Genomic DNA, 18,856 nt, shown 5'->3' with positions numbered 1-18,856 from the left:
GGAAGGCTCCGATTGATGTTCCCAACCCCCCACGGGTCCGCCGTTCGTCGCTGGGTCGGCACGGTCGCCGTGACCGCCTCGGCCCTGCTGGCCGGCGGTTGTGGTGTCGTCGAGGCAGGCAGCAACGGTGCCGCGGCACCGAAGAAGGGCGACGACCTCACCGTCGGTCTGCTGATGCCCGATCACAAGACCGCCCGCTTCGACGACTTCGACCAGCCCCTCATCACCAGGCGGATCGCCGCCCTGACCCACGGCAAGGGCAAGGTCGTGGCCCGGAACGCCGGGGCCAGCGCGTCCCGGCAGAGCGCGCAGTTCGCCGGGCTGATCGCCGACAAGGTGGACGTGATCCTCGTCGACGCCGTCGACTCCGGGTCGATCGCGGCGCAGGTCGAGAAGGCCAAGGACGCGCACATCCCGGTGATCGCCTATGACCGGCTCGCCGAGGGCCCGATCGACGCGTACGTCTCGCACGACAACGAACTCGTCGGCCAGGTGCAGGGCCAGGCCCTGCTCAAGGCGCTCGGCGAGCACGCGGCCACCAGCAAGGTCGTCATGATCAACGGCTCGCCCAGCGACCCGAACACCGCCCGCTTCAAGAAGGGTGTCCTCGACGAGATCAAGGGCAACGTCGTCATCGCCAAGTCGTACGACACCCGGGAGTGGCTGCCCGAAGTCGCCGCGGAGAACATGCGCGAGGCGATCAAGGCGGTCGGGCTCGACGACATCGACGCCGTCTACTCCGCCAACGACGGCATGGCGGGCGCCGCCATCGACGCCCTGAAGAAGGCCGGGGCCGGCCGGATACCCCCGGTGACCGGGCAGGACGCCGACCTCGCGGCGGTGCGGCGGATCGTCTCGGGGGAGCAGTACATGAGCGTCTACAAGCCGTTCCGGCGGGAGGCCGAGAGCGCCGCCGAGATGGCGGTGACCAAGGTGCAGGGCCGCTCGATCGAGTTCGACGCGCTCACCCGCGACTCGGTGGACAGCCCGACGCGCAAGGGGATCCCGGCGATGCTCGTCCCGGTGGTCGCGCTCACCAGGGACAACATCGCGGAGACGGTGATCCGGGACGGCGTCTACACGGTGCGGGACATCTGCACGCCCGCGTACGCGGCGAAGTGCGAGGAGATCGGGCTGACGTGATCTGGATCGGGCTGACGTGATCTGACGTGATGTGACATGTCGGCCGGTGCGGGCGGTCCCGGTTCAGCGGGTGGCGGGGTCCGTGGCCGCCATGCTCGGCAGCGCGCCGGAGGGGTTCCGTGACGAGTCCGGCGCCTTGGACCGCTCGGCCTCCGCCGAGCGTTCCTTCGCCGTGGACCGCTTCGAGGTCCCGGTCCGCGCCGACGGCTCCGGGAGCCCCGACTCCGACTCCCCCGGCACGAGAGCGCTCGCCGACGGATCGGCGGCGGAGGCGTTCTGCCCGCCGGGGGTGCCGGTGCCGGACGTCGTCGGCCTCTCGGTCGGTCGGGGTCCGGTCGTGGCCGTGGATCCGCCGCTCGCGGGCGGCGGGGCGAGCGGCACCGTCGGGGACGCGGGCCCCTCGGCCGCCCCGAGTCGCAGCGGCAGGGCGACGAGGACGGCGACCGCGCAGGTCAGCGCCGCACCGATCGCCGCGCGCAGCAGCCGCCGGCGGGCCGCGGTGCGGCGGATCGCCTCGTAACGGCCGGGCGGCGGGCCGAGCAGGTCGGCCCGGTCGGAGAAGGGCCGGAGGATCACCGCGAGCGGGTCCTCGTCCGCGCCCGCCCCCGCCCGGTTCATCTCGAACACGTCGTCCGGCCCACCGGAACCGCCCGTGCCGCCCGCCGCGCCGCCCCCGTGGACGCCGTCGGGACCGTCGGGGGCGTCGTCAAAGCGTGTGGTCAAGGCTTCTCCTCAGATGGACGCGGAGCAGTTCGCGGGCCGCGTGGAGGTCGGCCTTGACGGTTCCTTCCTTGCGCCCGGTCAGCGCGGACACCTCCCGGATCGGCATGTCAGCGTAGTAGTGCAGCAGGATCGGCACCCGCAGCCGTTCCGGCAGCGCCTGCACGAGCAGCCGCACCGACGGGTCGTCCTGCTCGGCGTGCGGGCGCAGCGCGGCCTCCGTGGTGACCCGGCGCACGGCGCGGCGCTCGCGTTCCAGTTTGCGCCAGTGGTCGCGGACGAGGTTGGCCGCGGTGACGTAGAGGAAGCCGCGCGGCTCGTCCACGGACGTCCAGCGGGCCCAGAGCCGGGTGAACGCCTCGGAGGCGATCTCGTGCGCCGTCCCGTCGTCGTCGACGAGACGGCGGCACCAGCCGGCCAGGCGCGGGTAGAGGGCGGCGAACAGTTCGGACGCCGCCCTCTCACGGGACCGTTTCAACGCTCTCCAGGGTCGTGGGGGCACGTGGGGGAGGATGCCGGGCGCCCGGCGGGAGTTGCCCGGGCGCCCGGCATCCGGGAGGGCTCGGCTCAGCCTCCGTCGAGGGCCGCGAAGACGAGCACGTTGTCGCGGTAGCCGTCGCCGGAGCGCGGACCGCCGCACGTGATGAGCCGCAGCTCCGGCCGGTCGACGTCGCCGTACACCTCGTCCGTCGGGAAGTTCGCCTTGTCGACGGTCCGTACCCGGGTCACCGTGAACGCGGCCGTCGTGCCGTTCCTCAGCCCCGCCGTGATCCGGTCGCCCCGGCGCAGTTCCGACAGGTGGCGGAAGACGCCGTCGCCGTACCGGCCGACGGTGACGTGGCCGAGGAGGACGGACGGTCCGGTCTCCCCCGGGGTCGGCGACTTGTCGTACCAGCCCGCCCGGTCGTGCGCCGTGATGGGCGGCACCTCGACGGTGCCGTCCGCCTCGAGGCCCAGCCGGATGACGGGGGTGTCGACGCCGATGCGCGGGATCCGCAGCCGTACGGGGGCCGAACGCGCCGACGGGCGCGCGGCGTTGGTCGGGCTCGGGGAGCCGGCGTCGCGGCCGGCGGAGCTCTCGCCGCCCGCCGCCGCCCCCCGGGCCGTGCCGGACGCCCCTTCGCCGCGCACCCCTTCGCCACCGCCGCCGCAGCCCGCGAGCAGCAGGGCCGCGGCCGCGGTGGCGAAGGCGCGCCGGGAGAGCGCGGTGGTCATGCCCCGGTCGCCCGGCGGCGCCGCACGACGAGGAAGGTCGCGCCGCCCGCGGCGAGGAGCGCGGCGGCGCCGCCGCCGACCAGCGCGTTCTGGTTCGACGACCCGGAGGACGCCGAGTCGTCGGCCACCCCGGTGTCGGCGGCGCCCCGCGGCTTGACGGCGACCTGGGCGTTCGGGGCGTCGGTCGGCCCCGTCTTGGCGGCGTCCTTCCCGCCCCGCTCGGCCGGGGCGACGGTGGCGGCCTTGCTGGGTCGCGGGGTCGGGTTGTCGTCGGCGAACGCGGGCTGCACGGTGCCGGCCAGTACGGCGGTGCAGGCAAGTGCCATGACACTCAGAACAGTTCGGCGCATCGATCGCTCTCTTCCGTCGTCCCGTCCGGGAGACCGGACGGGCTGTTTCACGAATCGAGCGGAGAGACGACGCACCCCGGCGCCGGGTTGTAAAGAGAGGGCAAAGGCGAGTGCGGGTGCGTTTGGGGCGCCCGGGGCCTGTGTTCAGGGCACCCGGGGTGTGTGTTCAGGGTGCCTGGGGCGTGTGTTCAGGGCGCCTTGCCGTCGGCGTCGGCCCACTCCTCGGCGAGCAGCCCGAGGACGACCACGTCGGCGAAGCCCCCGTACACCCACGCCGCACGCCGCAGCGTGCCCTCGACGGTGAACCCGGCGGAGCGTGCCGCCCCGATCATCGGGGCGTTGCCCGCCAGCGTCTCCACCTGGAGCCGTCGCAGCCCGCGCGCCGCGAAGCCGTACTCGCACAGCGCGCGGACGAGGTCGGTGCCGAGCCCCCGGCCGCGGAAGGCGGGGCGCAGGGACATGCCGAGGTGGGCCGACCGGTTGTGGGTGTCGATGCCCCACACCGCGGCGGAGCCGGCCAGTTCGTCCGAGGCGAGCTCCACCACCGAGAACGGCGCCGCGCTCTCGGACGGCTCGGACACGGCGAACACGGAGTGCCCCGAGTCCGCCGCGATCGGCTGCCACGGCCTGTCGTCGACCCGGGTGCGGTGCACCACGTCCTCGTACAGCTCCCGGTGCAGCACCGCCACATCCGCCTCGGTCCGGGCTCGCAGGCCCGTCTTCGCGCCACGTATCACCCGGCATGGGTATCGCGGCCCCGGCGGGCGGCACAACCGGATTGTTTCCGGCGGGACTTCCGCGACCGGTTGCGACCGGCTCTAGGAGGCCGTTTCGCCGGCCGGGGTGGCGGCACGGGGGCCGGCGTCCGGGGCGGCGGGGCCTCCGGCCGGCCCGGTGGCCCCGCCGTCGCCACCGTCGCCGTCGATCCGGCGCTGCTGGGCCGCCGTGAGGGCTCGTACGACCAGGATGCCGGCCACCGCCGCGCCCACCACGGCCGCGTCGGCGGCGAGCAGCGGGGCGAGGTTGTCGTAGGCGCGCTCGATGACCTTGTCCGTCGAGACGGTGTACATCAGGCCGGTGCCGGTCAGGGTGCCGGTCAGCCACAGCCCCCACCACCAGTTCACCACGCGCGGCAGCCGCTCGCCGGGCGCGCTGCGGCGGTGGACGTCGGCGACGATCCCGCGCGGGATCCACAGGTTGGCCACCGGCAGCACCCAGCCGAGGTAGACCCAGACCCAGGAGTACCGCGGTGGCTCGCCCGAGAGGGCGCGCGCGTTGTCCCGCACCGCCCACAGCCAGGTGAGGAACGCGACCGCGCACAGCAGTGTGACCATGTCGCACGCGGCGCTGACGAGGTGGTACCCGTCCTCCAGCGAGGTCAGCCCGCGGTGGCTGCCGCCGCCCTGGTCGGGCGGGCCGGAGTCCGGCATGCCCGCGGCACCGAGCCGGACCTGCCAGACGGCACGGGCCGTCCAGGCGGCACCGGCGACGGCGAGCGCGCCGACGGCGAAGTGCGCCGCGCCCCGGGTCGGGCGCAGGACCGGGGTACGCGTGCTCTCATCGTTCACACGGCCATCCTCGCATCCCGGTCCCGCGCGCCTCCGCCGCACACAACGGCGGGCACACGACGCCCACTTGGTCCCCGGGGAGGGTGAAACACCGGGCGGCCTCCGCACGATGACACCGAGAACCCACCCCAAGCGGAACCACGAGGGCCACGCAAGACGCGAGCGCCGCGAGAAAGCACGAGCGCCGCGAGAAACACGAGAGCCCGCGACAACCGCGATAACAACGACAACCGCGAGAACCACGGAACCGCGAGAAGAAGCAGCGACAGGGGAGACGACAGCCGCGTATGACCACGGCCCGCAGCACACCCACGACAGCCGCCGCCACGCCCGCCACGCCCGCCACCTCCACCACACCCACCACGCCCGCCACCTCCACCACACCCACCACGCCCGCCACCTCCACCACACCCACCGCCTCCACCACAGCCGACACCCCCGCCACCCACCCCGAACCCGCCCCCCGCGACCCCGGCGCCGAGTTCGACCGGCAGCTCGCCCGGCTCACCGCGCTCGGCCACCCCGCGGCGGCCGGACACACGCCGGAACGTTTCGCCGAGCTGCTCGCCCCGCTGCGCCCCGCCGCCGTGGCGGCCGCGGGTGCCGGTACGCCGTACGCACCGGAGGCCGGACGCGTCCCGTTCGTGCTGGTCGTCACCCGGCGACTCGTCCCCGTCGACGAGCTGATGGCACGCACCACCCTGTCCGGCGGCAGGCTCCCCGGCTTCGTCGACCGCCTCTTCGAGCCCGGCTCCCTGGACCGCTTCGTCGCCACCCCGGAGGCCGGACTCCCGGACGGCCGGGCCTATCTCCTGCACGACGTCGAACGCGGCGAGGAGTTCTGCGGCGCCGTCCCGCGCGACGCGCTGGCGGAGATCGCGCGGCGGGGCCGCACCCCGCTCACCATCGAGGAGGGGATCGCCCTGCTCACCCAGTTCCCGCGGACACTCGCCAAGAACAGGTGCTACTCGCTCGGCGGCTCCCGCTGCGGCGACCGCCGCGTGCCCGCGCTGTGGATCAGCAAGCGGGCCCCGAAGCTCGGCTGGTGCTGGGAGGGCAACCCGCACACCTGGCTGGGCATGGCGTCGGCGGGCGGGCGTACGGGCGCGCACCCGGTCGCTTCCTGATCGCTCGCTCCGCCTATGGGTTCCCCATGAAGCCCGGCCAAATTGTTGACGATTTTGGTGACGTCTCCCTACGTTCGCGAGTGCAACACCCCGCAGGGTGTCGCCGTGCCGCGAAGGGAGATCACACCGTGAAGCACAGGGCAGTGAAGCGAAGGTCGGTGGTGCTCGGGATCGGAGCGGGGGCCGGCGCCGTGGCGGTCGGGGGCATCGCCCTGAACGCCCGGGCGTCGACCACCGCGGCGTCCTCGTCCGCCGCCGGTTCCACCCCGGACTCCCTGGTCTTCGACCCGGACGCCTACACCGAGCTGACGGCCACCCTCACGGACGCCGACGGCGCCGACCACGAGGTGACGTACCACTTCTGGAAGGCGCTCACCTACGTCGCGAAGCCGGTCGACGAGAAGTACCAGAGCCTCAACGTCAGCGTCCCCGTGAAGATCGACGGCGAGAAGGTCGACGCCTCCCGCGCACCGATCCTGTTCGCCAACTCCGTCGGCGGCTACATGCCGTCCTCGGTGGCGGACGCGACCGGCGTGGGCGGCGGCGGCATGACGGGCATGCCCACCGGGGGCGCGAGCGGCAGCCCCGCCCCCACCGCGTCGAGCGGCAGCGGGACCGGCACGAAGGAGGTGCAGTCCGGCGGCAACGCCATGGTCGACGGCGGCGAGATGGTGAGCCTGCCGAAGCTCGCCCTCGTCGCGGGGTACGTCGTCGTCGAGCCCGGCGCCCGCGGCCGTACACTCAAGAACTCCGCCGGCGAGTGGTACGGCACCGCCCCCGCCGCCATCGTCGACCTCAAGGCGGCCGTCCGCTACGTACGGGCCAACGAGGGCCGTATCCCCGGCAACACCGCGCGCATCGTCTCCTCCGGGGTGAGCGCCGGGGGTGCCCTCTCCGCGTTGCTCGGCGCCTCGGGCGACAGCCCGCTCTACGACGCCCACCTGAAGGAACTCGGCGCCGCCGACGCCTCCGACGCGATCTTCGCCAGCGGCGACTGGTGCCCGATCACCGACCTGGAGCACGCGGACGGCGCCTACGAGTGGAACTGGGGCAACAACGAGCTGAGCACCGGCAAGCAGGTCGACCAGACGGTGTCCAAGCGGCTCAGGTCCCAGTTCGCCGAGTACCAGGCGGGCCTCAAGCTGCGCGGCAGGGACGGCTTCGGCCCGCTCACCGCCCGCAACTACGACGACTACCTGCTGAAGCAGTACCTCCAGCCCTCCGCGACCGACTACCTCAAGAGCCTGTCGGGCTCCGCGCGCACCGACTACCTCGCCGCCCGCACCTTCCTCACCTGGGACGGCGAGCGGGCCACCTTCACCTGGGCCGGCTTCCTCGCCCACGTGGGCGCCCGGAAGAAGACGGTCCCCGCCTTCGACGCCTTCGACCTCTCCGCGGGCGAGAACAACGAGTTCGGCGCCGGCACCACCGAGGCCCGCCACTTCACGTCGTACAGCCTGAAGCACGACACCAGCGGCACCACCGCCAAGCGGCTCGCGGCCGACATCCCCGAGCAGCTGCGGTTGATGAACCCGATGCACTTCCTGGTGGGGAAGGCCAACCCGCGGCGGGCCAGGAACTGGTGGATCCGGCTCGGCACCAAGGACTCCGACACGTCGCTGACGGTCTCCGCCAACCTCGCCGCCGCGCTCGCCGGCCTCGGCGACGACGTCGACCACCGCTACTACTGGGACCAGGGGCACGGCGCCAACACCGACCCCGGCGACTTCATCGCCTGGATCGCCAAGGTCTGCGGCGCTGCGCGGAAGTGAGGCCGTGTGATCCCGTCCGCACCTGTCGGGATCATGATCCAGGAGCGCTCCCGGGCCAGTAAGGTTGGACCGCTCCGGCACCCCCACCATCGTCCCGCGGCCCCGCGGCGTCATGGCCGGCGGCGATCGAGTCGTCCGACGGACGGTCGGTCCGCGGGCGCGCCCCCAGACCCTCGGCGCGGCCCCGCGGACATCCGTGCGCCGGTACGGCGTCTCACGGGATGAGGTTGGAACACAGGTGCTGATAGCGGGCCGGTACCGGTTGCACACCGCCCTCGGGCGCGGCGCGATGGGCGAGGTCTGGCGGGCGTCCGACGAGACGCTCGGCAGGGACGTGGCGGTCAAGCTCATGCTCGGCCAGGACGCCGACCCGACCGCCAGTTCCCGGTTCCGGCTGGAGGCCCAGACCGCCGGCCGGCTGCACCACGGGAACGTCGTCGGCGTCCTGGACTTCGGGGAGTACGAGGGCGGCCTCTTCCTGGTGATGGAGCTGGTCGCGGGCGACAGCCTGGCCCGGATCCTCAAGGACAACGGGCCGCTGCCCGCCGACCGGGTCGCGCGCATCGCGGCCCACACCGCCGCCGGGCTCGCGGTCGCGCACGACCAGGGGATCGTGCACCGGGACATCAAGCCCGGCAATCTGCTCGTGGACGCCGACGGCACGACGAAGATCGCCGACTTCGGCATCGCCCGCTTCATGGACGACCCGGGCGCGGCCCTCACCCGTACCGGGCACATCGTCGGCACCAGCCTGTACCTGGCGCCCGAGCGGGCGCTGGGCCAGTCCGCCGGTCCGGCCAGCGACGTCTACTCGCTGGGCTGCGTGCTCTACCAACTCCTCACCGGCGGCACGCCGTTCAAGGGCGAGAGCCCCGTCGCCGTGCTGCACCACCACCTCGACACGCCGCCCGTGCCGCCGCGCGAACTGGGCGTCGACCTGCCGCCCGCCTTCGAGAACTACCTGCTCGGCCTGCTCGCCAAGCGGCCCGAGGACCGGCCGACGGCGCGGCAGGTCGCGGAGTGGTTCGGCGGGGGCGCGTGGCAGGGCCGCCCGGAACCACTCCCGGCGGTGACCCCGAGCGCGGCGTCACGGACGCCGGGCGCGTCGCGGACCCCGGGCGCGTCGGGGTCGGGACGGCGGGCGGCGGGACGGTCCGAGCGGGCGGGACGCTCCGAGGGCCCCGGGCGGCCCGGACGGACGGAGCGGCCCGGACGGTCGGGGCGGCCGGAGCCGGGGGCGTTCCCGCAGCAGCAGGCGGGGGGCGCGGGCGCGCGGACGCCGGTGCCCGCGGCCGGACCCCGGCGCGGAGGGCACGCGGCGGCGCACGGCGCCGGTCCGGGCGCCGCGCCCGCGTACCCCGGCCCGCCGTCCGGCGCGGGCGGCTCCGCCGAGACGGGGCCGCCGACGACGTACAAGCTCCCGACCGCCACCGCGGGCCCCGCCTCCTCGGCCCACCGGGGCCGGCGCGGCCGTCAGCCGTCCGTGGCGGGCGCGCTGGCCGGCCAGCGAACCCGGATCGTGGCGCTGCTCGCGGGCGTGGCCCTGTTCGTGGGCGCGATGCTGCTCGGCATGGCGTGGTTCGGCGGGGACGACGACACCACCCCACCACCGGGCACGGACGGCACCGGCACAGCCTCGTCGACCCCGACACCCGGCGACGAGTAGGGCCTGTCTCTCGGTTCCCGTCGTCCGCGCGGAGGGCAGGCCGCCCAGCGCCTGGCGGCTAACCCCCGCCTGCCCCCCCCGCGCGGAACTCAGTGCCGCGGCGGATGCGGTGGCGGTGGCGGCATCGTGTCCAGCCCCGGTGCCGGGGTCGGCCAGACCAGGAGGACCGGGCAGGGCGCGTGGTCCACGACGAAGCGTGCGGCCGGGCCGAGGCTGTGCGGGCCGAGGCGGTCGCGGTCGCCGTCGCGGGCGACGACGAGCAGGTCGGCCTCCTCGGCGGCGTGCACCACCTCCCGTTCGACCCGCCCCTGCCGCTCCCGGCGTACGCACGGCCGCCCGAGCCGCTCGGCGGCGGCGTCCAGCAGCCGCCCGGCGGAGTCGGCCCCGAGCTCCGCCACCCGCGCCCCCGGATCCTGTCCGCCCCGCCCGAGCAGCCCGGCGAACGCCCCGTGCGCGACCCCGGGCGCGTCACCCCCGCTGACATGCAGCAGTACGACGTCCTCGCCCTCGTCCGCATGGCGCCGCGCGGCATCCACGCAGGCGGGCCAGCTGCCCTCGACGATCCACGCGAGCACGGTCATGGCGATCGACCCCTTCCGCAGCGATGGCCCCACACTCTGCCAGGCGGGAGGCCCCCGGCGTGGTGCGCAGGCACCAGAACGCGCCGCCGGCTGGTCCCCTCGCACCAGGCGGAGTCGGGGTCGGCGGACGATGCCCGGCAGGGGGGCCGGCGGCGAGTGTGGGGAGGCGCGGGAGTCCCGCGCGTTCCTTGCCCGACGGTGTCTGGAGTGAGCACAGGTGGCGACGTTTCTTTATCGGATCGGACGGTGGGCGTTCCGGCGCCGGCGGCGCGTGGCGGTGCTCTGGCTGGCCGCCCTGGTGCTGGCCATCGGGGCGGCCGCCACGGCGCCGGCCGGTGAGGACGAGGACCTCGCCATGCCCGGCACGGAGTCGCAGCAGGCGTTCGACCTGCTCGACGAGCGGTTCCCGGACGCCAACGCCCAGGGCGCCGAGGCCCGCCTGGTGTTCCGGGCCCCGGACGGGCAGCGGATCACCGCCACGGAGAACAAGGCGGCCGTCGAGGAGGCGCTCGGCTCCCTGGACGGCGGCAAGCAGATCGCGTCGGCCACCGACCCCTTCACCACCGGCGCCGTCAGCGAGGACGGCACGATCGCCTACTCCACGGTCACCTACACCGTGGACGCCGTCGATCTGACCGCCGCGACGAAGGCGGCCCTCGAGGACGCGGCCGGCGACGCCCGGGAGGCGGGGCTGACCGTGGAGACCGGCGGCTCGGCCCTGGACTCCGAGGAGGAGCCCGGCGGCACGACGGAACTGGTCGGCGTGGCGGTGGCCGCGGTGGTGCTGGTCCTCGCCCTCGGCTCGCTGGTCGCGGCCGGACTGTCGCTGCTGACCGCCCTGCTGGGCGTGGCCATCGCCTTCGGCCTGGTCACCGCGTTGTCCGTGCCGCTGGGCCTGTCGTCCACCGTCGCCATCCTGGCGCTGATGCTGGGGCTGGCCGTCGGCATCGACTACGCCCTCTTCATCACCTCCCGCTTCCGAGACGAACGCGCCCGGGGCCACGCGCCCGAGGAGGCCGCGGGGCGCGCGGTCGGCACGGCCGGCTCCGCCGTCGTCTTCGCGGGCGCGACCGTCGTCATCGCCCTGGCCGGGCTGTCGGTCGTCGGCATCCCCGAGCTCACCAAGATGGGCCTGGGCGGCGCCGGCGCCGTGACGCTCGCCGTGCTCGTCGCCCTGACCCTGACCCCCGCGCTGTTCGGCCTCTTCGGCCGCCGGGTCCTGCCCCGCGCGCTGCGCAAGGCGATGCGGCCGGGTGCCGTGCGTCCGCACGCCGCCACCGACAAGCAGGGGCTCGCCACCCGCTGGGCGCGGTTCGTACTGCGCCGCCCGGCGGCCGTGCTGATCACCGCCGTCCTCGGCCTGGGCGTCGTCGCCGCGCCGGTGCTGAGCCTTGATCTGGGGCTGCCCGGCGACGAGTCGAAGTCCGTGGAGACCACCCAGCGCCGCGCCTACGACCTGCTCTCGGAGGGCTTCGGCCCCGGCTTCAACGGCCCGCTCACCATCGTCGTGGACACCTCGAAGTCCGAGGACCCCGACGCCGCGACGGACCGGGTCGTCAAGACCGTGGAGAAGATCGACGGCATCGCCTCGGTCGGCGACCCGGTGCTGAGCAAGACCAAGGACACGGCCCTGCTCACCGTCGTGCCCAAGACCGCCCCGAACAGCACCGAGACCAAGGACCTGGTGCACACCCTGCGGGACGAGGCCTCCGACGCCGGGGCCGAGACCGGCGCCGACGTCTTCGTCACCGGCAAGACCGCGCTGAACATCGACATCTCCGAGGCGATGGCCGACGCGCTCCTGCCGTATCTGACCGTGGTCATCGGCCTGGCGGTGCTCCTGCTCCTGGTCGTCTTCCGCTCGATCCTGGTCCCGGTCAAGGCCGCACTGGGCTTCCTGCTGTCGTTGGGTGCCGCCTTCGGCGTCCTGGTCGCCGTCTTCCAGTGGGGCTGGGCCGCGGATCTGCTCGGCATCGAGCAGACCGGGCCGGTCATGTCGCTGATGCCGATCCTCATCATCGGCATCGTCTTCGGGCTCGCCATGGACTACGAGGTCTTCCTCGTCTCCCGGATGCGGGAGGCGTACGTCCACGGCGCGGCCCCCGGCGAGGCGATCGTCGCCGGGTTCCGGCACAGCGGGCGGGTGGTGGCCGCGGCGGCGATCATCATGATCAGCGTGTTCGGCGGCTTCGTCGGGATCAGCACCCCGACCATCCAGACGATGGGCGTCGGCCTGGCCTCCGCCGTCGCCTTCGACGCCTTCGTGGTCCGCATGGCGATCGTCCCCGCCGTCATGGCGCTGCTCGGCCACCGTGCCTGGTGGCTGCCCCGTACGCTGGGCCGTGTGCTGCCGAACGTGGACATCGAGGGCGAGGCCCTGGGCGGGCACGGCCCGGCGCCCGCCGCGCCGGAGGCGGACGCGGTGGTGCGGGGACCGTTCCCCGTCGGCCGGGGCTGACCGGGGCATGGCACACGCGAGTGGTGGGAGCCGGGCCGGCCGTCAGCGTGGCGGCCCGCGCTCCCGCGGCGCGTGGGTGCGGGAGGCGGCGGTCATTGCGACCGCCTTCGTGCTCAGCCTGCTGGCCGGGGGCATCCGGACCGACGACACCGCCTCCCTGCCGCCGCCCCTGTACGCCTGGGCCGTCGCCCTGGTGTCCTGCGCCCCGCTGCCGCTGCGGCGCCGCAGGCCCCTGACGGTCCTGGCCGCCACCATGGCGGTCGCGCCCCTGGCGCAGCCGCTGACCCTGCTGATGACCCCCGTGCTCATGGCTCCCGCCCTGATCGCCACTTACACCTACACGAGCACGGTCACCGCGCGCGACGAACGGCGCGCGGTGACCGTGGTGTCGCTCGCCGCCGTGGTGCTGCTGGTCTCCTCGATCCCTCTGTCCGACGGGTTCTCCTGGGCGGACGCCAGCAGGATGGCCGTGGCGGCCGCCTCCCCCCTGGTGGCCGGCCTGCTCGGGCAGGCGGTGCGCCACCGGCGGGGCTATCTCGCGGCGGTGGAGGAGCGGGCCCGCCGGGCCGAGGAGACCCGGGAGAGCGAGGCCCGCCGCAGGGTGGACGAGGAACGGCTGCGCATCGCGCGGGAACTGCACGACCTCGTGGCCCATCAGATCACCCTGGCCAACGCGCAGGCCCAGGTCGCCGTCCACGTGCTCGACACCCGCCCCGAGCAGACCCGCAAGAGCCTGCGGGAGCTCGTCGAGACCACCGGCCACGCGCTCGACGAACTCCGCGCCACCGTCGGCCTGTTGCGCCAGACCGGGGACGACCGGGCCGCGGGCGGCGCGTACCGCACCGCGGACGCGGTCGGGCTCGACGAGCCGGCGCCCGGGCTGTCCCGGCTGCCCATGCTCCTGGAGAACTTCCGCCGCGCGGGCCTGGAGGTGACGCTGTGGGAGGAGGGCACGGCCAGGCCGCTGCCCCCGGGTGTGGACCTCACCGCCTACCGCATCGTCCAGGAGGCCCTGACCAACGTGACCAAGCACGCCGGCTCAGGGAGCGCCCGGGTGGGCCTCGACTGGCACCCCGACCGGTTGGTCCTCACCGTCGCCGACGACGGCGGACGCGGTGCCCACCGGGCGCCGGGCCTGCCCGTCGTGCCGGAACGCCCGCCCGGATACGGTCTGATCGGGATGCGGGAACGCGCCACCGCGGTCGGGGGCCGCCTCCACGCGGGCAGACGCCCCGAAGGAGGCTTCCTGGTCACCGCCGAGCTGCCCCTGCCGCAGCCCAGGGAGACGTCCACAGAAGGAGACCGATGACCGACACGGCAACGGGCGACGAAGGGGCCGGGCGCTCCGGGCCGGTGCGCGTACTGCTCGCCGACGACCAGGCCCTGCTGCGCGGGGCCTTCCGCATGCTCCTCGACACCGCCGCCGACATCACCGTGGTCGGCGAGGCGGGCGACGGCCGGGAGGCGGTGCGGCTCGCCCGTGAACTGCGCCCGGACGTCGTCATCATGGACATCCGGATGCCCGAGGTGGACGGCCTCACCGCCACGTCGCAGATCTGCGCCGACCCGGCACTGCGCGCCAGCCGCGTGCTGATCCTCACCACGTTCGAGACCGACGAGTACGTCGCCCAGGCGCTGCGCGCGGGGGCGGGCGGCTTCATCGGCAAGGGCATCGGGGCCGAGGATCTGGCGGACGCCGTGCGGACGATCGCCGACGGCGACACCCTGCTGTCGCCCGCCGCGACCCGCTCCCTCGTCGCCCGTTTCCTGGCCACGCCGGACGAGGCCGCGCCGCGGGACTCCGCGCGGCTCGCCGTGCTCACCCCGCGTGAGCGCGAGATGGTGGCCCTGGTGGCGACCGGCCTGTCCAACCAGGAGATCGCCGAACAGATGTTCCTCAGCCCGTTCACCGTCCGTGCCCACGTCCAGCGCGCCATGACCAAGCTGGAGGCCCGCGACCGGGCCCAGCTCGTCGTCATCGCCTACCGGACGGGGCTGGCCCAGGCCGGCCCCGGCGGTTCCTGAGCCGGACGGGGAACGTCAGGCGGGGAACTCCGGCAGGACGAGGGCCGAGTGGGCCGGCCGGGCCGGGGCCGCGGGCATGGTGACCAGGCCCCGCAGCATCGTGTTCCGCCGCTCCAGGGCCTCGGCCGTGGTCGGGAAGAGCCTGGCCTCCCCGTTGTCGACCAGGCCCTGGTTCAGCGTGACGAACTCGCGCAGCCCGTGCTCGTAGGCGGCGAAGGCGGCGGTGTGGTCCGGCTGCGTGACCAGGGAGTGGCCGAGCAGATACGCGCCGGCCAGGGCGAGGCTGGTGCCCTGCCCGGTGAGGAACGAGGGCGCGTACGCCGCGTCGCCGACGAGGGCGACGCGGCCCCGGGACCAGTGGGGCAGCCGGATCTGCCCGGCCGTGTCGCAGAACGGGTCCGCCGCCTCCCGCAACGCGTCGACCATGACGGGGACCTCCCACCCGGCGTCCGCGAACATCGAGGCGAACAGCCTCCGTTGGGCCGCCGGGTCCCGCAGGGCGTCGTACGGCGGCTCGGGGCGGTGGAAGGTGAGGAAGGCGTGCACCTCGTCGTGGTCCCCGGTGGCGTAGAGGGCCGCGGCCCGGCCCGGGGTGTTCCACATCATGATCTCGCGGTCGAGCCCGAGGTCGTTCGGCATGGTGAAAAGGGCGAAGCAGTAGCCGAGGTAGCGGTGGAAGCGCTCCTCGGGACCGAACACGGCCCCGCGGGTGCGCGAGTGCATGCCGTCGGCGCCCACGACCAGGTCGAACGTCCGCCGCGAGCCGCCGCGGAACGTGACGTCGACGCCGTGCCCCGACTCCTCCAGAGTGTCGAGGGAGTCGCCGAACAGGAACTCCACGTCGTCGCGGACCGAGGCGTACAGCAGCGTGGCCAGATCCCCGCGCCGCACCTCCAGATCCTGCCCCTCCACCCCGCCGGCCACGGCGCTCGCCTTCACGGAGGCGAGCACGTCGCCGCCGGCGTCGAGGAAGGTGAGGCGCTGCGCGTCGAGGTGCGCCTCGCGCAGCCGGGGCAGCAGCCCCATCCGCCGTACGGCCTCGACCGCCGTACCGCGGATGTCGATCGGATAGCCGCCGTCGCGCAGCGCGTCCGCCTTCTCCACGACGGTGACCTCGAACCGGCCGGACCGGTGCAGCCAGTACGCCAGCGCGGGCCCGGCGATGCTGGCGCCGGAAATCAGAACGGTTCGCTTCACGGACGTGTCGACGGTCATGCCTGGGCTCCCTTTTCCGAGGTACGGCTTTCCGAGGTGCGGCTTTCCGAGGTACGGGCTTTCGAGGTGCGGCTTTCCGAGGTACGGGCTTTCGAGGTGCGGCTTTCCGAGATGCGGGTCTTCGAGGTAGGGGTTTTCGAGGTACGGCTTTTCGTGAGCCGGACGGCGAGCAGCGACACGGCGGCGACGAGTCCGGCCACGGTGAAACCGGTGACGAAGGACGACTCGGTCGGCATGCCCGTCACCGGATCGGCCCCGGAGTCGAGGATCGCGGCGGCGACCTGCGCGCCCACGGCCATACCGATCACCCGGGTCACCACGAGCAGGCTGGTGGCGATGCCGGTGTCCCCGGCCTCGACGTCGGTGGCGGCGCCGGCGAGCAGCGCCGTGGTGCCGACGCCCGCGGCGAACGCGGTCAGCACCTTCGCGAGGACGAGCTGCCACTCGGCGGTGTGCAGCGACGCCAGGGCGAACAGTGTGGCCGCCGCGACGACGCTGCCCACGACGACCACGACCCGCGGTCCGAACCGCCGCGTGGCGATTCCGCCGACCGAGTCCGCCAGCGACCCGGCGACGGCGCCGGGCAGCAGGAGCAGCCCGATGTCGGTGGTGTCGGCCCCGAAGCCGTACCCGTCGCCCGGTATCGCGAACATCTGCGGAACCAGCAGCGCGGTCATCCCGAAACCGGTGGCGACGACGAGGGTGAGCACGCACGCGTGCCACATCGCGGGCCGCGCCAGCATGCGCAGGTCGACCATCGGTGCGGCCGTCCGGCGTTCGACGACGACCCACCCGGTCACGAGGCCGGCCACGGCCATGGTGAGGGCGATGACGGCGAGGGGCGACAGGCCGGACCCCGTCACCCGCACGAGCCCGATCATGAACGTGAGCAGCGCGCCGCTCAGCAGGAGGACGCCGGGCCAGTCGATCCGGCCCTCCGCCCGGACCGGGGGATCGTGCGGCATCAACCGCATCACGGCCAGCGTCGCCACGATGACGACGACCGTCGGGAGGGCGAACATCCAGTGCCAGGACAGCCCTTCCGCGACCGGCCCGGCGAACAGCGTGCCCACCATGCCGCCGCCCGTGAAGAACGCGAGGACCACCCCGATCGCCGCCTGCGACCGTCCCGCCGGGAGGTTCTTGCGCGCCACGATGAAGGAGAGGGGCAGTGCTCCCACCATGACGCCCTGGAGCACCTGACCGACCAGCAGCACCGGCAGGTTCGGCGCCAGCGAGGCCAGCAGCCCGCCGGCCGAGACCGCGGCCATCAGCCGGACCAGTACGCGCTTGCCGCCGTAACGGTCGCCGAGCTTGCCCGCGACCGGCGCGACGACCGCGCCGGTGACGAGTAACACATTGCCGACCAGGGCCCCTTCGGACGGACTGAGCCCCAACTCCCGTTGCAGCAGAGGCAACGCGGGGTCCAGTACCGACTGAAGGGCCCCCAGGGCGAGCGCCAGCACACCGAGCGCGGCGATCGGCAACTTCCCCATACGGGCGGGGGGCACGGCGCCTTCGGACGGGACCGCGGAATCGGACGTGGACGTGGACGTGGATTCGGATGCGGACGTGGATTCGGATGCGGACGCGCTGCTCATCGGCGCCCGGTCCGGCCACTGGGGAAGTACGCCACCTGCTGATCACTCCAGACACCATGAGGCGAGTGTGGACGGGCGCGGGAATCCCCCGCGCCCGTCCACACTCGCCCCCGGCCCCCGGCCCCGGCATCGTCCCCGGACCCCGACCGCTCCTGGTGCCGCCGGACCAGCCACCGCCGTCGCCTGGTGCCCTCGCACCACATCCCGGGCGGGAGGTTCACCCCGTCGCCGTCGGCAGGTAGGGTCCCGGGCCCTTCAGGGTGCGGTGGACGGGCGCGGTGGCCGTGTGACGCAGTCCGGGCAGGGTGGCCACCGACCCGGTCAGATAGCGGTAGAAGTGCTGCACGCCCGGCACGGACACGCTGGCGTAGAGGTTGGTCGTGCCGGTCACGGCGGCGGCGAACGGCACCTCGGGGTGGGCGGCCAGCGCCCTTCCCGCCTCGGCGAGGCGGGCGGGATCGATCTCCAGCCACAGCACGGCCCGGAAGTTCCGCTGGAGGATGTCCGGGTGGTAGTCGACGTCGAAGTAGAGGACGCGGGCGGCCCGGAGTTCGGCGATCCGGCGGCGCACCGTCGACTGTGACAGGCCCGTCGCGGCGGCCAGTTCCCCGGGCGCCGCCCGGCCGTCCCGGGCCAGCAGGTCCAGGAGCCGCCGGTCGCCGTCGTCCAGTGCCACGGGGGCCGCGTCCGCGGCCGGCTCGGGCCCGAGCGGCGGCGGTTCGAGCGCCGCGACCTGCGCGGGCGTCAGCGGCCCGCTCTTGTTGATCGAGCTGAGGTCCCGGCCGAAGAAGATGTGCAGCAGGCAGTGGGCCGAGACGTCCATCACCTGCGGCGTGCGCGGCAGTTTCTGGAGCAGCAGCGGCTCCCGCAGCCCGGGCCCCCGGGCCCGCACCACACAGACGAGTTCGGTGCCGCCGGAGCTGAGCGTGACCCAGGTGGTGTCCGGACGCCGCGCCAGCGCCTCCCCGATGGAGGCGGACGCGTCGGGCGTGCACCGGATCCGCACGATCCAGGAGGAGTCGCCGAGCCGCAGCGGATCGGTCAGCCCCAGCACCCGCAGCTTCCCGGCGGACCGGGCCCGCGACCACCGCCGCGCGGCGGTCTGGTCGGACACCCCCAGCACCTCGGCGATCTCCTTGAACGAGGCCCGCCCGTTGATCTGAAGGGCGTGCGCGAGCGCGGTCTCGTCGTCCGAGAGCTCGCGATCGGCATCGACGGGGATGTCGAGATACGTCTTCACGCTGCCGATTATGTCGAATCCACGCAACAGGCCGCCCCTGGCTCACTGATTTCCCCGTGGGAACCCCAGCCTCGAACAACGACCGACACCGGGCCGGAGTGGACCGGGCCGGAGTGGACCGGGCCGGAGTGGACCGGAGTGGACCGGGCCGGAGTGGACCGGACCGGAGTGGACC

General features: G+C 74.1%; 17 protein-coding genes. 7 read left to right on the top strand and 10 right to left on the bottom strand.

Translation table 11 applies throughout. The annotated features are described in order from the left end of the window. Positions 1 to 15 precede the first annotated feature (15 nt). Positions 16 to 1,143 (top strand): sugar ABC transporter substrate-binding protein, encoded by a 1,128-nt coding sequence (locus tag IO29_RS17935; protein WP_030376804.1) that lies wholly within the window; start codon positions 16 to 18, stop codon positions 1,141 to 1,143. A 63-nt stretch (positions 1,144 to 1,206) separates the two neighbouring features. On the opposite strand, the gene IO29_RS17930 is transcribed toward IO29_RS17935, so the two are convergent. The 6 genes from IO29_RS17930 to IO29_RS17905 all read right to left on the bottom strand — a co-directional run bounded on the left by IO29_RS17930 (position 1,207) and on the right by IO29_RS17905 (position 4,996). After that, the gene (locus IO29_RS17930) at positions 1,207 to 1,866 is read right to left on the bottom strand and encodes a hypothetical protein (protein ID WP_420705384.1); all 660 of its coding nucleotides are present in this window, start codon (positions 1,864 to 1,866) and stop codon (positions 1,207 to 1,209) included. Next, positions 1,850 to 2,341, bottom strand: coding sequence for an RNA polymerase sigma factor (locus tag IO29_RS17925; RefSeq protein ID WP_030376802.1), 492 nt, complete (start codon positions 2,339 to 2,341; stop codon positions 1,850 to 1,852). The genes IO29_RS17930 and IO29_RS17925 overlap by 17 nt, the downstream gene beginning before the upstream one ends. 89 nt (positions 2,342 to 2,430) lie before the next feature. Next, positions 2,431 to 3,078, bottom strand: a complete 648-nt coding sequence (locus IO29_RS17920; RefSeq protein WP_030376801.1) for a class F sortase — start codon at positions 3,076 to 3,078, stop codon at positions 2,431 to 2,433. Then, positions 3,075 to 3,428: an LPXTG cell wall anchor domain-containing protein gene (locus IO29_RS17915; protein WP_030376800.1), complete on the bottom strand. Its 354-nt coding sequence runs from the start codon at positions 3,426 to 3,428 to the stop codon at positions 3,075 to 3,077. Before IO29_RS17915 ends, IO29_RS17920 begins: the two co-directional genes overlap by 4 nt. Before the next feature lie 188 nt (positions 3,429 to 3,616). After that, entirely contained in the window at positions 3,617 to 4,165 is a 549-nt protein-coding gene (locus tag IO29_RS17910) for a GNAT family N-acetyltransferase (RefSeq protein ID WP_030376799.1), read from the bottom strand. A gap of 81 nt (positions 4,166 to 4,246) precedes the next feature. Beyond that, positions 4,247 to 4,996, bottom strand: coding sequence for a DUF4328 domain-containing protein (locus IO29_RS17905; protein WP_051707708.1), 750 nt, complete (start codon positions 4,994 to 4,996; stop codon positions 4,247 to 4,249). Between the two features lie 287 nt (positions 4,997 to 5,283). Between IO29_RS17905 and IO29_RS39490 the strand changes: the two genes are divergently transcribed. From IO29_RS39490 to IO29_RS36690, 3 genes are all read left to right on the top strand, one after another. Further along, the gene (locus IO29_RS39490; protein ID WP_234307329.1) at positions 5,284 to 6,123 is read left to right on the top strand and encodes a DUF5701 family protein; all 840 of its coding nucleotides are present in this window, start codon (positions 5,284 to 5,286) and stop codon (positions 6,121 to 6,123) included. Between the two features lie 128 nt (positions 6,124 to 6,251). Further along, complete coding sequence (locus IO29_RS17895; protein WP_051707706.1) at positions 6,252 to 7,895, top strand: subtype B tannase; 1,644 nt, start codon at positions 6,252 to 6,254, stop codon at positions 7,893 to 7,895. A 238-nt stretch (positions 7,896 to 8,133) separates the two neighbouring features. After that, complete coding sequence (locus tag IO29_RS36690; protein ID WP_037817524.1) at positions 8,134 to 9,561, top strand: serine/threonine-protein kinase; 1,428 nt, start codon at positions 8,134 to 8,136, stop codon at positions 9,559 to 9,561. An 89-nt stretch (positions 9,562 to 9,650) separates the two neighbouring features. Here IO29_RS36690 and IO29_RS17885 read toward each other — a convergent pair whose 3' ends face one another. After that, positions 9,651 to 10,142: a universal stress protein gene (locus tag IO29_RS17885; protein ID WP_030376794.1), complete on the bottom strand. Its 492-nt coding sequence runs from the start codon at positions 10,140 to 10,142 to the stop codon at positions 9,651 to 9,653. Between the two features lie 217 nt (positions 10,143 to 10,359). Between IO29_RS17885 and IO29_RS17880 the strand changes: the two genes are divergently transcribed. The 3 genes from IO29_RS17880 to IO29_RS17870 are packed head-to-tail and all read left to right on the top strand — an operon-like array spanning position 10,360 to position 14,625. Then, positions 10,360 to 12,600 (top strand): MMPL family transporter, encoded by a 2,241-nt coding sequence (locus tag IO29_RS17880; RefSeq protein WP_030376793.1) that lies wholly within the window; start codon positions 10,360 to 10,362, stop codon positions 12,598 to 12,600. A 7-nt stretch (positions 12,601 to 12,607) separates the two neighbouring features. After that, positions 12,608 to 13,909 (top strand): sensor histidine kinase, encoded by a 1,302-nt coding sequence (locus tag IO29_RS17875; RefSeq protein ID WP_078617996.1) that lies wholly within the window; start codon positions 12,608 to 12,610, stop codon positions 13,907 to 13,909. Continuing rightward, a complete protein-coding gene (locus IO29_RS17870) occupies positions 13,906 to 14,625 on the top strand; it encodes a response regulator transcription factor (RefSeq protein ID WP_051707704.1) in 720 nt (239 codons plus the stop codon). The genes IO29_RS17875 and IO29_RS17870 overlap by 4 nt, the downstream gene beginning before the upstream one ends. Before the next feature lie 15 nt (positions 14,626 to 14,640). On the opposite strand, the gene IO29_RS17865 is transcribed toward IO29_RS17870, so the two are convergent. The 3 genes from IO29_RS17865 to IO29_RS17855 all read right to left on the bottom strand — a co-directional run bounded on the left by IO29_RS17865 (position 14,641) and on the right by IO29_RS17855 (position 18,681). Beyond that, positions 14,641 to 15,840, bottom strand: a complete 1,200-nt coding sequence (locus IO29_RS17865) for an FAD-dependent monooxygenase (RefSeq protein ID WP_030376790.1) — start codon at positions 15,838 to 15,840, stop codon at positions 14,641 to 14,643. After that, a complete protein-coding gene (locus tag IO29_RS17860; RefSeq protein WP_199806901.1) occupies positions 15,837 to 17,336 on the bottom strand; it encodes an MFS transporter in 1,500 nt (499 codons plus the stop codon). Before IO29_RS17860 ends, IO29_RS17865 begins: the two co-directional genes overlap by 4 nt. Before the next feature lie 322 nt (positions 17,337 to 17,658). After that, positions 17,659 to 18,681: an Lrp/AsnC family transcriptional regulator gene (locus tag IO29_RS17855; protein ID WP_030376788.1), complete on the bottom strand. Its 1,023-nt coding sequence runs from the start codon at positions 18,679 to 18,681 to the stop codon at positions 17,659 to 17,661. Between the last annotated feature and the right edge of the window lie 175 nt (positions 18,682 to 18,856).

Origin of the sequence: Streptomyces sp. NRRL F-6676, from assembly GCF_000725625.1 — a bacterium.
Classification (GTDB): Bacteria; Actinomycetota; Actinomycetes; order Streptomycetales; family Streptomycetaceae; genus Streptomyces.
Note: the sequence above shows the minus strand (reverse complement) of the source record. Positions and strands in the feature narration are given on the sequence as shown.

Bases quoted from the DNA above. Each gene is read 5' to 3' on its own strand.
- IO29_RS17935 (WP_030376804.1), top strand. From the start codon at position 16: ATGTTCCCAACCCCCCACGGGTCCGCCGTTCGTCGCTGGGTCGGCACG.
- IO29_RS17920 (WP_030376801.1), bottom strand. From the start codon at position 3,078: ATGACCACCGCGCTCTCCCGGCGCGCCTTCGCCACCGCGGCCGCGGCC.
- IO29_RS17915 (WP_030376800.1), bottom strand. From the start codon at position 3,428: ATGCGCCGAACTGTTCTGAGTGTCATGGCACTTGCCTGCACCGCCGTA.
- IO29_RS39490 (WP_234307329.1), top strand. From the start codon at position 5,284: ATGACCACGGCCCGCAGCACACCCACGACAGCCGCCGCCACGCCCGCC.
- IO29_RS17885 (WP_030376794.1), bottom strand. From the start codon at position 10,142: ATGACCGTGCTCGCGTGGATCGTCGAGGGCAGCTGGCCCGCCTGCGTG.
- IO29_RS17875 (WP_078617996.1), top strand. From the start codon at position 12,608: ATGGCACACGCGAGTGGTGGGAGCCGGGCCGGCCGTCAGCGTGGCGGC.
- IO29_RS17870 (WP_051707704.1), top strand. From the start codon at position 13,906: ATGACCGACACGGCAACGGGCGACGAAGGGGCCGGGCGCTCCGGGCCG.
- IO29_RS17865 (WP_030376790.1), bottom strand. From the start codon at position 15,840: ATGACCGTCGACACGTCCGTGAAGCGAACCGTTCTGATTTCCGGCGCC.
- IO29_RS17860 (WP_199806901.1), bottom strand. From the start codon at position 17,336: ATGGGGAAGTTGCCGATCGCCGCGCTCGGTGTGCTGGCGCTCGCCCTG.